Annotated in this window: 14 protein-coding genes; 6 read left to right on the plus strand and 8 right to left on the minus strand. The window is 39.3% G+C overall.

The features are described 5' to 3' along the window. Nucleotides 1-3 precede the first annotated feature (3 nt). The 4 genes from ACP6L2_RS09005 to ACP6L2_RS09020 all read left to right on the plus strand — a co-directional run bounded on the left by ACP6L2_RS09005 (nt 4) and on the right by ACP6L2_RS09020 (nt 5,426). Entirely contained in the window at nt 4-882 is an 879-nt protein-coding gene (locus ACP6L2_RS09005; protein ID WP_440508897.1) for a DMT family transporter, read from the plus strand. Between the two features lie 874 nt (nt 883-1,756). Next, nucleotides 1,757-3,058: a ribosome biogenesis GTPase Der gene (der, locus tag ACP6L2_RS09010; protein WP_440508898.1), complete on the plus strand. Its 1,302-nt coding sequence runs from the start codon at nt 1,757-1,759 to the stop codon at nt 3,056-3,058. Nucleotides 3,059-3,076: 18 nt separating this feature from the next. Further along, a complete protein-coding gene (cysS, locus tag ACP6L2_RS09015; protein WP_440508899.1) occupies nt 3,077-4,543 on the plus strand; it encodes a cysteine--tRNA ligase in 1,467 nt (488 codons plus the stop codon). A gap of 22 nt (nt 4,544-4,565) precedes the next feature. After that, nucleotides 4,566-5,426, plus strand: coding sequence for a DUF4440 domain-containing protein (locus tag ACP6L2_RS09020; RefSeq protein ID WP_440508900.1), 861 nt, complete (start codon nt 4,566-4,568; stop codon nt 5,424-5,426). A gap of 128 nt (nt 5,427-5,554) precedes the next feature. Here the strand turns inward: ACP6L2_RS09020 and ACP6L2_RS09025 are convergent, their stop codons facing one another. Further along, a complete protein-coding gene (locus tag ACP6L2_RS09025) occupies nt 5,555-6,928 on the minus strand; it encodes a peptidylprolyl isomerase (RefSeq protein WP_440508901.1) in 1,374 nt (457 codons plus the stop codon). 172 nt (nt 6,929-7,100) lie between these two features. Here ACP6L2_RS09025 and ACP6L2_RS09030 point away from each other — a divergent pair, with 172 nt between their 5' ends. Further along, nucleotides 7,101-8,195: a lactonase family protein gene (locus ACP6L2_RS09030; RefSeq protein ID WP_440508902.1), complete on the plus strand. Its 1,095-nt coding sequence runs from the start codon at nt 7,101-7,103 to the stop codon at nt 8,193-8,195. On the opposite strand, the gene mnhG is transcribed toward ACP6L2_RS09030, so the two are convergent. From mnhG to ACP6L2_RS09065, 7 genes are read right to left on the minus strand one after another with little or no spacing between them, the layout of a single operon-like run. Beyond that, the gene (mnhG, locus tag ACP6L2_RS09035; protein ID WP_440508903.1) at nt 8,192-8,608 is read right to left on the minus strand and encodes a monovalent cation/H(+) antiporter subunit G; all 417 of its coding nucleotides are present in this window, start codon (nt 8,606-8,608) and stop codon (nt 8,192-8,194) included. The genes ACP6L2_RS09030 and mnhG overlap by 4 nt on opposite strands. Further along, nucleotides 8,601-8,873, minus strand: coding sequence for a monovalent cation/H+ antiporter complex subunit F (locus ACP6L2_RS09040; RefSeq protein WP_440508904.1), 273 nt, complete (start codon nt 8,871-8,873; stop codon nt 8,601-8,603). The genes mnhG and ACP6L2_RS09040 overlap by 8 nt, the downstream gene beginning before the upstream one ends. Beyond that, nucleotides 8,870-9,346 carry a Na+/H+ antiporter subunit E gene (locus ACP6L2_RS09045; RefSeq protein WP_344673162.1) on the minus strand — a complete coding sequence of 159 codons (477 nt, stop codon included), beginning with the start codon at nt 9,344-9,346 and terminating at the stop codon, nt 8,870-8,872. Before ACP6L2_RS09045 ends, ACP6L2_RS09040 begins: the two co-directional genes overlap by 4 nt. Beyond that, on the minus strand, nt 9,343-10,860 hold the full coding sequence (locus ACP6L2_RS09050) for a proton-conducting transporter transmembrane domain-containing protein (protein WP_440508905.1): 1,518 nt from the start codon (nt 10,858-10,860) through the stop codon (nt 9,343-9,345). The genes ACP6L2_RS09045 and ACP6L2_RS09050 overlap by 4 nt, the downstream gene beginning before the upstream one ends. After that, nucleotides 10,857-11,213: a Na+/H+ antiporter subunit C gene (locus ACP6L2_RS09055; RefSeq protein WP_440508906.1), complete on the minus strand. Its 357-nt coding sequence runs from the start codon at nt 11,211-11,213 to the stop codon at nt 10,857-10,859. The genes ACP6L2_RS09050 and ACP6L2_RS09055 overlap by 4 nt, the downstream gene beginning before the upstream one ends. A gap of 4 nt (nt 11,214-11,217) precedes the next feature. Beyond that, nucleotides 11,218-11,631 (minus strand): Na+/H+ antiporter subunit B, encoded by a 414-nt coding sequence (locus ACP6L2_RS09060; RefSeq protein WP_344673159.1) that lies wholly within the window; start codon nt 11,629-11,631, stop codon nt 11,218-11,220. A gap of 7 nt (nt 11,632-11,638) precedes the next feature. After that, nucleotides 11,639-13,951: a putative monovalent cation/H+ antiporter subunit A gene (locus ACP6L2_RS09065; RefSeq protein ID WP_440508907.1), complete on the minus strand. Its 2,313-nt coding sequence runs from the start codon at nt 13,949-13,951 to the stop codon at nt 11,639-11,641. Nucleotides 13,952-14,096: 145 nt separating this feature from the next. Here ACP6L2_RS09065 and ACP6L2_RS09070 point away from each other — a divergent pair, with 145 nt between their 5' ends. Then, complete coding sequence (locus tag ACP6L2_RS09070) at nt 14,097-15,179, plus strand: metallophosphoesterase (RefSeq protein WP_440508908.1); 1,083 nt, start codon at nt 14,097-14,099, stop codon at nt 15,177-15,179. Nucleotides 15,180-15,315: the final 136 nt, after the last annotated feature.

Here is a 15,315-nt window from a genome sequence, read left to right on the forward strand (position 1 = left end):
AACATGTCAAACCTTACGATTAATCGCAATATCCTAATATTGCATTTCACGGTCCTTATCTGGGGATTTACCGGGGTACTTGGTGAATTGATTTCTGTATCAGCTTTACATTTGGTCTGGTATCGGGTATTGATTGCTGCCTTGTCGCTATGGGTTTTCTTTATGTTTAAGCGTAGAAGTATCCGTGTCACTAAGGCGCAGTTGGGTCAATATTTGGCTGTCGGAAGTTTAGTTGGACTGCATTGGGTATTGTTCTTTCATGCGATTAAAATATCTACCGTATCTGTGACGCTCGTTACGCTGTCCTCCGTAACGCTTTTTACGTCCATTTTGGAACCTATCATCAACAGGAAGCGAATTGCTATTTCTGATGTGATGGTCGGCCTTCTGATAATCTTTGGAATTTACCTCATCTTTAAATTTGAATTTCAATATTTCTGGGGGATAGTCTATGGTCTTTCCTGTGCGTTCTGTGCCAGTATATTCTCCATATTTAATGCAAGGATGGTGAAAAAGGCCAGCCCAACGATCATCACATTCTATGAGATGATAGGTGCGTTTATTGTTGTTTCCATCATGTTGGCTGTGGTTGGTCAATTTGATGAACAGCTCTACCTTAGCCAATCGGATTTATTGTATCTATTGTTGTTGGGTGGATTGTGTACTGCCTTTGCCTATGTATTGGGGGTTGCGGTTATGAAGGAGCTATCGGCTTTCACCGTAGCATTGACCACTAACCTGGAGCCAGTGTATGGAATTATCCTGGCATTGATGATTTTTGGTCAACGGGAAGCGATGAGTACCGGATTTTATTTTGGTGCCATTATCATCTTGGGAGCTGTTTTTATATATCCATATCTAAAAACAAAATTAAAGTGGTAGCCAGTAGAACTCGATCTATTAAATAGAACTATTCAGGTAGAACTGCTTTTCATAGAATCGCTTGAGATTTTAATATTTTTACGTAATATTTCTGTTGTTTTTCCTAATAAATAAAACTTTTTTTAAAAAGTTTTTAAGTGTCGTTATTTTCATGACACGAATCCCTTGTTTCATAAATGAAACTAAGTTGCTCCGTTTTTAATTTATTTCTTTTATTCGTTATAATTTGCGGTTACATGGTAGTGTATAGCTACTTTATATTTAATTGCAATCAAACGGTTGCGTGTTTTTTGATTTTTGTTTCTTAGAAAGAATGTCGTATATTTTCATTGAATTTATAGGAAAGCACTCTTTCTTATATGTTGAAATAATATTTATTTTGTGTTTATTTCAGAGATTTATTAACAAAATGGGTTAATTTTTCCATAGAAAATCAAAGAAATATGACCTGAATAATAATGATAAACTGGAGGGAAATAGGAGAAGGATATGGGGGGATTACTATACTTGACAATAAAACTTACTGCTGTATTTCGGTAACGGATACAAATAGTAATTACAATATTTCTAACTGTTAATTTTCAAGACACATCAATGTCTGGTTGCCTGATCTTCAGGCAACCTTTTTTTATGCTTATTAAGGTGTATTCCATTGTTAATAAGCTAGAATAAGTCTTTTTTCATGGCTGTGAACTTCCTTGCTGTGCTACATAATTTAGGGAGTCATGTAAATTGGATGTAAAAGCTTGACATATTAGCTGTAAAATGTATTCCTATTTGTGATTTCTGACCAATTATGTTTGATTATTGCGTAACTTTGTACTTTTACAAAGAACTGTACTGTTGCCGTGAGGTAACAGATGAATAACAAAATATGGCAAATATTGTAGCAATTGTAGGGAGGCCAAATGTTGGCAAATCCACTTTATACAACCGTCTTACGGAGAGTCGTAAGGCTATTGTAGATGATTTTAGTGGTGTTACCCGTGACCGTCATTACGGACAAGCCGAATGGATCGGCAAAAAATTCACTGTCATTGATACCGGAGGTTTTGTTCACGGATCAGATGATGTATTCGAAGCGGCTATCCGCGACCAGGTATTAATTGCTATCGATGAAGCTTCCGCGATTCTTTTTGTCGTAGATGCTACAACTGGGATCACTGATCTTGATGATGAAATTGCCGATGTTCTACGTCGTAGCAGTAAACCCGTATTTGTCGTTGCCAATAAAGTAGATAGTGCAAAGCAAACCCACGATACACATGAATTCTATTCCTTAGGATTAGGCGAAGTGTTTAACATATCTTCCATGACTGGTTCTGGAACCGGTGAATTACTTGATGAGGTTGTTAAAGGATTGGATGAAAATCAGGAAGATGAGGACGAATTACCTAAGTTTACCATTGTTGGTAGACCTAACGTAGGTAAATCTTCCTTAACCAATGCACTTTTAGGTGAGGAACGTAATATCGTAACTCCTATCGCTGGTACAACCCGTGACTCCATCCGTATTCATTATAACCAATTTGGACATGAATTCCTTTTGGTCGATACCGCAGGACTTCGTCGTAAATCCAAAGTAAATGAGGATATCGAATTCTACTCGGTCATGCGTACTATCAAAGCTCTAGAGGATTCTGATGTAGTTATCCTGATGATTGATGCCAAAGATGGTATTGAAGCGCAGGATATCAATATCTTCCACTTAGCGGAGAAAAACAAAAAAGGTATTGTGCTACTTGTGAATAAATGGGATACCGTAGAGAAAGACCATAAGACAGCAAAAGCATTTGAGGATGCTATCAAGTCGAAGATTGCGCCATTTACCGATGTGCCAATTATTTTCACTTCTGTTACAGAGAAACAACGTATTTTCAAAGCTGTAGAAACAGCTATGGAGGTGTATGAGAATAAAACTAAGAAAATCCCTACATCCAAATTAAATGATGTGATGTTAGAGATTATTGAGAAATATCCACCACCAGCAACCAAAGGAAAATACATCAAGATTAAATATGTTACGCAATTACCAGGAAGATCACCAATGTTTGCATTCTTCTGTAATTTGCCACAATACATTAAAGATCCTTATAAGCGATTTATTGAGAATAAGCTTCGAGAAAACTTTGATTTCTCTGGAGTTCCTATCCAAATCTTCTTTAGACAAAAATAAACGAATCAGCAGATCAATATGAATCATAATCTCGTATTATACAATACCTTAACACGTAAGAAAGAGAAATTTGTGCCTATCCATCCAAATATGGTAGGGATGTATGTGTGTGGACCCACTGTTTACAGTGATGTGCACTTAGGGAATTGTAGAACCTTTGTTTCTTTTGATTTGATTTTCCGTTACCTCCTTCACCTTGGTTATAAGGTTCGTTATGTTCGTAACATAACGGATGCTGGCCACTTAGAAGGTGATAATGATGAGGGAGACGATAAATTTGCTAAAAAGGCCAAGCTAGAGCAATTGGAACCTATGGAGATTGTACAAAAGTACACCTTAGGATTCCACGATGTATTGCGTATGTTCAATACCTTGCCGCCTAGCATTGAACCTACTGCAACCGGACATATCTCCGAGCAGATTGAAATGGTTCAAGAGATTATCAAGAATGGTTTTGCATACGAAGTGAATGGTACTGTTTACTTCGATGTAGAGAAATATGTGAAGGAATACAACTACACCATCTTGACCAACCGCAATTTGGAGGATATGCTGAACAATACCCGAGAATTAGGTGGACAAGACGAGAAACGTGGTCGTTTGGACTTTGCGTTATGGATCAAGGCTAAACCGGAGCATATCATGCGTTGGCCATCACCATGGGGAGTAGGTTTCCCAGGATGGCATATTGAATGTTCAGCCATGAGTCGCAAATACTTGGGTGATCAATTCGATATTCACGGTGGAGGAATGGATTTAGCCGCTACCCACCATACCAATGAAATCGCACAATCAGAGGCATGTAACCATACAGCACCGGCTAAATACTGGATGCATACGAATATGTTAACTGTTAATGGAGCAAGAATGTCTAAATCAGCAGGAAATGGTTTCCTTCCAGGTGAATTATTCACTGGTAACCATCCATTGTTGACTAGAGGCTATTCTCCAATGGCTGTTCGTTTCTTTATGCTGCAAGCGCATTATAGAAGTACCCTGGACTTTTCCAATGAAGCATTAGAGGCAGCCGATAAAGGCTATAAACGTCTGATGACGGCCATTAGTTTATTGGAAAAAATCAGCCCGTCTTCAAAATCTAACTTTGGCAATCTGGAAGAAATTAAGGCCAAATGTTATGCTGCCATGGACGATGATTTCAATAGCCCTGTCTTAATAGCGGAGCTATTTGAAGTTGTGCGTATCATTAATTCCATTTACGATAATAAACTGACCATAAATGCTACAGATTTGGAAGCATTACGCAGTTTTATCCAAGCCTTCGTATTTGATATCCTAGGTCTTAAAGATGACCAAGTAGGAGATGTGGACAGCATGGATGATTTGATGCAAATCATCATTGGAATCCGTAATGACGCCAAGAAAAACAAAGATTTTGTGACTTCCGATAGCATCCGTGAGAAATTGACGGAGATTGGTATCCAACTAAAGGATAGCAAGGAAGGAACACTTTGGAATAAGATTTGATTAAGTAGAGAAAATATTAAGAATGATCTATAAAAAAGGCTTAACTCTATTAGCCGCTGCATTAGTATCTGTATCTGCATTTGCCCAACTACCAGATAAGGTAGGTGGGTTATTAAATGTGGATAAAACAGCAGCAAATCTATCCAAAACGGAAGGTCCGCATACCGGATTTAAATATATGGTGGATAAACTATCCACGTTTTACGTGCCATCACCCGTGAATGCGGTTAATTATCTCGATAATAGACCTAACATTCCTGATTTGTTAACTTGGAATCCCAATCTAGTGTTGGTATCTCGGAGTTTAGATTGGGGGGTGACTTCAGGCCCTATGGAATTCCAAAAAGTAGGATCCCCGAAACGTTATGGCCAATATTTGACCGTATGGCGCCGTGATAAAAAAGGTAATTGGAAAGTACATATTCGTACTGAAGTGGAAAACTTCGGTAAGAAAAAAGCTGGAGAACTAGAGTATTACGAACCAGATGATAAAAACTATCTAAAACACCGTTCTACCAAACGATTGGAACAACGTGAGGAGGTGGTATTCCAAACGGATGAATTATTCTCTACTATCCTGAAGGCTGATACAAGAACAGGTTATAAAGAATTCTTAGCCGATGATGCTCGTTTTTACTTCCCATGGCAGAATGAGATTGAGGGTCGAGATAATATCCTGAATTTTCTTAAAAAAGAACGTATTGAGATCGACACTAAGCCTAGCGATGTAGGACGTGCCTATAGTGGTGAATTTGCTTACACCTACGGAACTGCAACGGTAGGGATGAAGGACAAGGTGGTTAAATTTAGTTATGTCCGTATATGGCAGCTAAAAGACGATTTCAACTGGAAGGTCATTCTAGAGATGATGTTCGAAAGATAAACAAGTTTGAAACAATTACTGTTGAGCTAGCAAATAAACAACTTCGATAGTTGGAGTTTTCAATCAAGAATAAAAAGAAAGGGATGAATCGATAAGATTCACCCCTTTTTATATGGTCATTGTGCGAATTACTTCGCTGCGATATCGCTTGCTGGGGTTTGGAAAAGTCTTAACTCATCACATGCTCCGAAGTCCTCATTGATGCTTACGAAGGTAGTTTTCATTTTCTTTTCAAACCATTCACTCATACGACGTCTAACTTTATCCTCTTGAGCGAAGTATTTGATTTTGGCAAAATCCTGCTCCATACTTGCTTGGTGCGGAGGGATACGAGTTTTCAATAAATTGAAACGGTATCCTACTTTACCTGTACGCTCATCTTGGAACTGGTAAGGTTTAGAATATTCACCTGGTTTCAATGGGTCAATCGCCAAGAACAATTCTTTCGGTAAACCATCTACGGAAATTACAGTAGAACGAGTTGGCGACCTTGGGTCGATAACCATACCACCAGTAAATTTGGTCTCTTTATTATCCGAGAACACCGAAGCTGCAGTACTGAAGCTCATCTTGCCGGTAGTTACCAAATTCTGTACCGAGTCTAATTTCGCTTTTGCGCGGTCTAAGCTCGCTTGAGTTGGTTGAGTCAAGATCAATAAGTGTCTCACTTTTACATCCTCACCACGACGCTGTAATACCTGTAAGAAGTGAAATCCATATTCGGTTTCAAAAACTGGAGAGATTTCACCCTCTTTTAAACGGAATGCCATGGCAGCAAATTCCTTTACAAATGTTTCCCTTGGTTGGAAATCCATTTCACCACCACGTGATGCTGAACCTTTATCTTCTGAATAGAAACGAGCAACTGTACCAAAATCAGTACCTGCTAAAACCTGTTGACGGTATTTCTCTGCACGTTCTTTGAAAATATTCTTCTCTTCTTTGGTCAACTCTGGGAAGATAGCGATTTCACCAATCTCTACCTCTGTATTGAAATAAGGTAAACTATCTTTAGGAATCGACTCAAAATATTGTTTTACCTCTTGAGGAGTAATGGTAACTTTCTGTGTTAGGTTCTGTTGAAAACGTTCAGCCTTTAACTGTTCAGCCAATACAGGACGCATTTCCTCCTTGTACTGTAAGATGGAGCGTTTCAATAAGCTTTCTACACGCTCTTGACCACCACCACGTTGAATCATTTCGCGCATACGGGCATTTAATTGATCATCAACTTCTGATTCAGAAACTTCGATCGAGTCGATAGCTGCTTGTTGAGCCAATAATTTGGTGATAACTAATTGTTGTAAGGCTGTACATTTGAAGCTTTCATCCGGTGTACCACCATTCATGAGGTATTGGGCATATTGAGCTTCCACTTCCGATTGTAAAATCACATTGGAACCCACAGTAGCCACCACACGGTCAATAAGCTTTTCTTGTGCATTTGCTTGTACAGTAAATACAGCAAGAAGTAATATAATAATCTTTGAAAGGTTTTTCATTCTGTTTGTTACGCGCTATTTTAGATAGTCTTCCGGCAAAATTATTAAATATTATGCCTTTTTTCTACTTTTATGACTGAAATAAAATAATATTCTTAATCAACCGTTTTAAAAGTTCAGCTAAAATAATCATTGCATTATACATTTAGGCTGATTTAACCATATTTAACAGATGATAAAACGCCTTTTACCTATCTTAATTTTCTTTGCTATGCTCCATAGCCAACACATACAAGCTCAACAAATTCCACTTTATATCGGTACCTACACCCAAAAGAATGAAAGTAAGGGGATTTATACATTCGCATTCGATACCAAAACTGGAGATGCTACTTTGTTGTCAGAAACTGAAACTGCTTCACCTTCCTTCCTTGCTCGTCACAAAAACATCTTGTTGGCAGCAAATGAACTGACCGATGGAAATCAAAGCGTTTCGGCTTTCCGTATAGAAGATGGGAAACTACAATTTTTAAATAAACTACCAACCACAGGCTCGGCACCTTGCCATGTCATAACCGACAAAAAAGGGAAATATGCTGTTGTATCCAATTATTTGGGTGGAGCTTTAGATTTGTATGCTATCGATACGAATGGCCACATCCGCCAAGATGATTTTAAAAAATATAGCGGTTCCAGTGTCGATACCAAAAGACAAGAGGCACCGCATATACATTCCGCCTTTCAAGGTCCTGATGGGAATATCTACGTTTCTGATTTAGGTACAGATTTAATCCATGTTTTAGCGGTGAAGTTAGAAAACGGGAAATACCAATTTAATGAAATAGAGACCATACAAACCCCTAAGGGGGCTGGTCCTAGACACATCGCCTTTCATCCTAACAAAAAGTATTTCTATGCACTGATGGAAATGTCTGCTGATGTCGTTGTTTATGAAAAAACAGGAAATTCCTGGAAACAAAAGCAGGTCATCAACATGAATGCAGAAGGTTTTTTAGGTAAGGATGGTGCAGCAGATGTTAAGATATCCAAAGATGGCAAGTTTGTCTATGCCAGCAATCGGGTTGATGCAAATACGATTAGTACCTTTGCTGTTCAAAAAGATGGTACTTTAAATAAAATTCAGGTTCAGTCTGTTCTTGGTAAAGGGCCGCGTAATTTTAATTTCTCTCCAGATCAAAACTTCGTATTGGTGGGGAATCAATTAAGCAATGAGGTGATAATTTTTAAACGTGATAAAAAGACTGGGTTATTGAGCGATTCTGGAAAACGTATTAAAGCCTTTAAACCCGTTTGTTTAATCTTTTAATCCGTTTCGTCTTCATCATTGGAGATGGTCTCTTCGGGATGCTTTTGCGCCTTTTTAGGGTCACTTTCTAAGCAATGTGTTTCTTTGTTGTACATGCCTTTCAGTTGATCGGTTACTGTGCCTTTCCAAAGTGGAGTGCCAATGAAATAGGCTGCTTTTCCAATCATATGCGCCGCAATAGGTGCCGTTAGGATCAAGAAAAATATAATTGCTATGGATTTGGTGGTTACCGATACATCATCCGGGAACATAATCGCTGCACAGATCAACAAGAGCCCTACGCCTAATGTTGAAGCTTTTACCGTTACGGAAAGGCGCAGATAGAAATCGGGCATCCTTAATACGCCAATGGATGCAAACAATATAGACAAGGCACCTACGGTGCTCAAAAATCCCAATATCCAATCAATCATCTTGTTGTTTTTCTATGTAATACGAAAAGGCAATCGTGCCTAAGAAAGCAATCAGTGCCAAAATAATAGCAACATCCAATAGAACTTCTTGTTCCTGCCGGATACTATAAACCGTAATAATCCCAATCCCAATCGTGATAATCAAGTCCAAGGCAATCACCCGATCCACCACCGAAGGACCTTTAAACAAACGGATAAAGACTAATAAAACCGAAATGGTCAATATCGGGAGAATTACAAAATCAAAATAGGTCTCTAAACTCATCGCAATATTTCCAATAATTTACGTTCAACCCCTGTTTTTAAACTCCGAATAAATGCCTCTTCATCCTTCAGGTACATCACATGGATATAGATGGCCTTTTTATCATCACTGATATCCATAATCAGCGTACCTGGTGTTAAAGAAATAAAAGTTGCTAATAGATTAATCTCAAAGTCTGTTGTAGCATTTACCGGATAACGCACAATACCCGGTTTAAAGAAGTATTTAGGCGTAATAACGTCATATGCAACTTGCACATTCGCTTTGATTAATTCATATAGAAAGAAGAAGAAGAAACTAACAATCTTGGGTACCCTATAGAAATACCGTTGATCCGTTTCATTCCTATTCATGATAAATAGCACCCCAAAACCTAATAAATAGCCGAACACAAAGTTCGAGTAGTTCATCTGGCCTGTCAATGCTACCCAAATAAAGGATAGCAGGAGGTTCATTAGAAAAAACTTGATCATTGTTCAAAAGCTTTATCGCCCAACACGGTACGGATGTATGGGCTTGTGTCCATTAACTCGTTGGTGATTTTATCCACCAACAAAACGATGTTTTCGGCTTGAATACCGATATATAGTGTCACCCCGCATAATAACAAAATCGGTAAGACCAATAATATCTTCTTGAATGGGGGCATGGTCTCAAACTTGTTTTCCACCTCGACATCTGCTGGAACATCTTTCCAAAAAACATCGGCCCACATTTTAGCAATGACATATAAGGTTACTAAACTTCCAATAATCAGGGCTGCAACAAAGAAATACTGCTTCTCGATAAAAGCTTCCTGAAACAAGTAAATCTTTGGCCAGAATCCCGATAATGGGGGGATACCAACCAAGGAGAAGAGTACCAGTGCGATGATGAGTGAAATTATTGGATAATCCTTATACAAGCCACCTAATTTATTCATATCCATCGTGCCCCGAACCTGACGGATAAATCCGGCAATCAGGAACATATTGGTCTTTACGATGATATCGTGAATCAAGTAAAATACGGTTCCCATCAATGCAATCTTGCTAAACATGGCTATACCTCCAAGCATAAATCCTATATGACAAACAATGAGATAGGAAAAAAGGCGACGTATGTTCGGCTTGACCATTGCCCCAAAAGCGCCTGTCAATATGGTTAGAACTGCCAGAACCATAAATAAAGTCCGTGTAAAATCATCTGGGATGAAAATCAAACTGAACACCCTTAAAATAGCGTAGATACCTACCTTGGTCAATAGACCACCAAATGTTGCCGCAACTGCGGAAGGTGGTGTATGGTAGGATGAAGGCAACCAATAATACAGCGGAAATACAGCGGATTTAATACCAAAGCCCATGATAAAGAATATGGAGGTCACCCCAACCAAAGGTTTATTGGGGAAATCCCGAATCTTTAAAGCAAGGTCTGCCATATTCAAGGAACCTGTAATACCGTATAATATCCCTATCCCGGTTAGGAAGAAGGTCGATGCCAGAATATTCATGGACATGTATTTCACCGCCCCTTCTAATTGTGCTTTTCGGCCACCTAAGGTCATTAAGACAAAAGAAGAAATGATAATTACCTCAAACCACACATACAGGTTAAAGATGTCTCCTGTTAAGAAGGCACCATTTAATCCCATCAATAAGAAGTGGAAAATCGGGAAATAGCCATAGAGCATTCGTTGTCTATTCAATCCGATGGATGAAAAGATGGATACGGCAAAGCCTGCAATGGAAGTTAAGAGCACCATAGTGGTGGCTAGTGGATCCGCCACAAAGACAATTCCAAATGGGGCATCCCAATTGGACGCATTCAAATGCAATGGACCTTCATTATAAACTTGGGCAAACAATCGGATGGCAATAAGCAGACCGATAAAAGCTCCGCCCACACTCAGGAAACGCTGAGAGATGGTCTTCCGCCAAGCAATCAGCTGTAAGATTGCTGTGAATAGGTGGATGAATACAGGGGCTAAAATATGGTTATCGATCATATATCTTCTTCTTCCGGCGTGTTTAAGTCATCTAAATCATCAGTATCCACTAGGGCATAAACCCTTTTTAGCAATACAATCGCAAATGCAGTCAAAGCGAAGCTGATAACGATAGCCGTTAGGATCAACGCTTGTGGAATAGGGTCTGCATAAATATCTTGAAATACATTGTGGTCTGCATCAATAACCGGAGGTTTCCCCTTGGTGATGCTCCCTAAAAGGAAAATGAGAATGTTGGTGCCATTACCAAGCAACATAATACCCAGCAATAGCTTCACCATGCTTCGCCTCAGGATTAAAAAAACCCCAGCAGCGTACAGTAAACCCAGAACCGCGACCAATAATAACTCCATAGGCCTAGTCTTTATTTAATGAAATGGTGAACAATATGGTTAATACAACGCCTACAACGACCAAATAAACGCCTAAATCAAAAAATAAGGCGGAACCAATCATGCCTATTACGGGGATTTTCTCTTCCCACCACAATCCTGTCATCGGTGGTAAACCGAAAAACGTTGGTAACACCACGCTAACAGCTGATATTCCCAAACCAATAGGAATTAAAGACAAGGGTTTTCTACGTAAAATCTTCATGGTCGCTTCAGCGCCATTGGCAAAACTATGTAAGACAAAAGCAATGGATGCCACTAAGCCGCCAACAAAGCCTCCTCCTGGGTAGTAATGGCCCCGAAGTAATAGGAAAAATGAAAATAAAAGCAATATGGGCAATAAATATCGTGTTGCTGTCTGTAATATGATACTTCGCATAATGTTGTTATTCTTTTTCTGACGATTTTAACCTTAATTTCAATAAACTATAAACCCCTAAGGCAGCAATACCCAATACCACGGTTTCAAACATTGTGTCGATTCCTCGGAAATCCGCCAAGATAAGGTTCACCACGTTTTTCCCCTTTGCCATGATATAGGCGTTCTCCCCATAGAAATCACTGGTCTGCGTTTGTATAGGTTCATACATTACCTTCAAGGCGATGATGGATAATATAATTCCAAAACCTAATGCGACTACCGTATCTCGATAACGCTGTTTCGCAGATGCTAGATTTAAGAAGCCCGGAAGCTTATACAAAACCAATACGAATAAGACTGTACTCAGGGTGTCAATGGAGAATTGCGTCATGGCCAAATCTGGTGCACTGTAGAATACATACATCAAACAGATACAGTATCCGATGACACTCATCGCAACCACGGAGGTTAATCGGGATGGCGTCGTAACGACAATTACCAATGCTCCTAATAATATGATGACTACAGCTACTTCGTAGATGGTTAATGGAGTAAGGTTGTCGAAATCAATTAATATCGGTCCACTCACCCAAAGCTTATAAATCAAAAGTATTTCTGCGAAGACAATGATTTTTAGTAAGTAGGAGCGTAGAAAACCATTGTGTAAAAGGTTGGTGTACCAATTGGAAAAACGTAGTATGTCGTTGCTATAACGGGTTAAGATGTTCTGTGCTGATATACCATTGAACTGTTCAATCAGTCCTAATTTCTTCGTACTTGGTTTGTTGGCCAAGTAAAGCAGGGTTCCAACGGCTAAGGTAACTAAGCTTAAGATCAATACGGTATTAAAGGAACCATGCCATATCGCCAATTTCATTTGGGTCTCTGACCCAAAAATGGCATCTGCAGTCGCCATGCTAAACCATTTTCCTACATATCCAGGAAATATCCCGAATAGAAGTCCCAATGAGGCTAATACCAATGGCGGTATCCACATGGATGGATAAGGCAGGTGTAGCTTACTAAACTGATCAGGTAATTTACCAGAGAAAGGTTTTATTCCGGCCATAAATCCAGCTGCAACTAAGCAGATATTCGTGGCGACGGCAATACCCGTCAATATCCAAATCAAGTTTGAAGGTCCATGAAGGGTTGCTTCATAAATCAAGTCCTTTCCAATGAATCCAAAGGTTAATGGTAGGCCCGCACTGCTCAATGCGGCTAAACCTGCGGCTATTGCTACAGGCAGTAACACTTTTCTTAAACCAGCTAGTTTCGTAATATCCCTGGTTCCTGTTTCATGGTCAATAATTCCAGTCACAAGGAATAAGGTAGCTTTGTATAAGGCATGCACCAGAATAAATACTGAAGCCGCAATAATAGCTTCTCTGGAGCCTAAACCCAATAGAAATACTAAGATCCCTAGGGCTGAAATGGTGGTATATGCAAGAATGGATTTTAAATCAATTCGAAATAGCGAATGTATCGCTGCAAATAGCATGGTTAGTCCACCGACGATCATCAAAGGATAAGACCATAAATCCGTACCTCCTAGAATAGGGAAGAATCGAGCGAGCAGATATATACCTGCTTTTACCATGGTTGCTGAGTGTAGGTAGGCCGATACTGGAGTCGGTGCCTTCATGGCGCCCGGTAACCAAAAGTGAAATGGGAATTGAGCCGATTTCGTAAAAGCACCTAAGAAGATGAAAAGAAGGACTAGTGGATAACTTTGATGATTAAGGATCTGCTCCCTATGCTCAATAAGTTCTGAAATCTGATAGGTCCCCGCGATATTCGCCAATAGAATTAATCCTGCTAGAAGAAAGAAACCACCCATCCCGGTAATCGTGAGAGCAGTCATGGCACTCTTTCGAGAAGCCGCTTGATCGTTGTTAAATCCGATGAGGAAAAAGGAGCTAATACTAGTCAATTCCCAGAAAATAAATAACAACAACATGTTATCAGACAGGACTAAACCCATCATTGCGGTCATAAACAGAAATAAATAACCAAAGAAGCGGTCGAAATAGGGATGACCCTTCAAATAAGTTCTTGCATAGAAGAATATCCCAGCACCTATGCCCGTGATCAATAGCATAAAAAGCATGGATAATCCATCTAATCGTAAGTCAAAATTTACCCCTAAGCTTGGGACCCATTTAATTTGTTGGATCACAGAAGAACCTTCAACAATATTGGGCAAATAACCAAGGTAATAGGCGAAAATCCCTGTAGGAACTAAGGGCAAAATTATACTCCACTTGGATTTAAGCCTCGAACCGAAGGGTATTAACAGGAGAGCAGAAAGCAGACCAAGAAGTATAGTAAATAACATGAACTAACAATTAGAAAATTAAGGGAATCGGCTAAAAATAATAAAAATGTTGCATTTTTCCCGGTTAAATTAAGGTTAAAACTGAAAAAATTATCCCATTCCTTAGGTTTTATCCTTAGTTTTATAGATACAATTTAACACCGTTATGAAAAAACAACCTATCCTAATTTATGTTCTTTTACTAGGACTATTTCTGACTGTGGGACAAACTTTCGCACAGCAGGTTTATCAAAAACCAAAACTAAGTGATAAAAATTCCTGGTCCCTGGTTTTATTGCCAGACCCGCAATCTTATGTCAAATTTGAACGTAATGTGGGCATCATCAATATGATGACCACCTGGGTCAAAGAAACTGCAGACTCATTGAATACGCAATTTGTCCTCTGTACCGGCGATTTAGTGGAACAGAACGACTTAATGAATCCCAATGGTAAAGCCGCAAACCAAAACAGCCGTCAACAATGGACGAACATCCGCGGTGCTTTCCAACGTTTGGATGGCTACCTACCTTACGTCTTGGCTACAGGAAACCACGATTATGGACATGTGAGTGCCGAATATCGTTCTACGCATTATGACCAATATTTTTCCGCAGAACAAAACGGATTGAATGCTCGTGCCTTACGTGATGTAGGTCCAAACCTTAATGGAGCATCTACTGCAGTCAATGCAACCTTTGAATTCCAGGTTCCTTCCGGTAAAAAGATACTAGTTATGGTATTGGAATTTGCTCCTAGAGATACTGTATTGCAATGGGCAAAAAAGATCGTGGATAAACCTATCTATGCCAATCATGAAGTGATCTTGTTAACCCATGTGTTCTTGGATAAGAAGAGTCAACATATTGTAAAGCAAGGATATAAAATCGAAGATGCGAATTATGGTGCTGCGGTTTTTGAGAAATTAGTGAAACCTTCTAAAAACATCCGCTTGGTATTTTCTGGACATATTGGAGAAGCCGATAAATTCGATGGACACTTAGGTTTCCGTCAGGATAAGAATGCTGCCGGAAAAACAGTATCTCAGATGACCTTCAATGCGCAAGCAATGGGCGGAGGCTGGCATGGCAATGGTGGTGATGGCTGGTTAAGATACTTGGAATTCCTGCCAGATGGAAAAACAGTGAAAGTAAAAACCTTCTCACCTCTTTTCGCCATCTCCCCAGCAACACAACATCTCGCCTATAAAACAGAAAAGAACCAAGAGTTTGAGTTTTCGATTGACTAAAGTCGATTTAGTTGAAAAATAACAGAGGATAATTTGCCATAAGAAAGGGTCAACGCACGGTGTTGACCCTTTCTTGTTTAAGGTTATGAATCAAAAAATAATGCCCCATTGTGTTGTACATAGTCTCTTTTCTTTA

The organism is Sphingobacterium lactis (genome assembly GCF_051951495.1).
Lineage (GTDB): Bacteria > Bacteroidota > Bacteroidia > Sphingobacteriales > Sphingobacteriaceae > Sphingobacterium > Sphingobacterium lactis_A.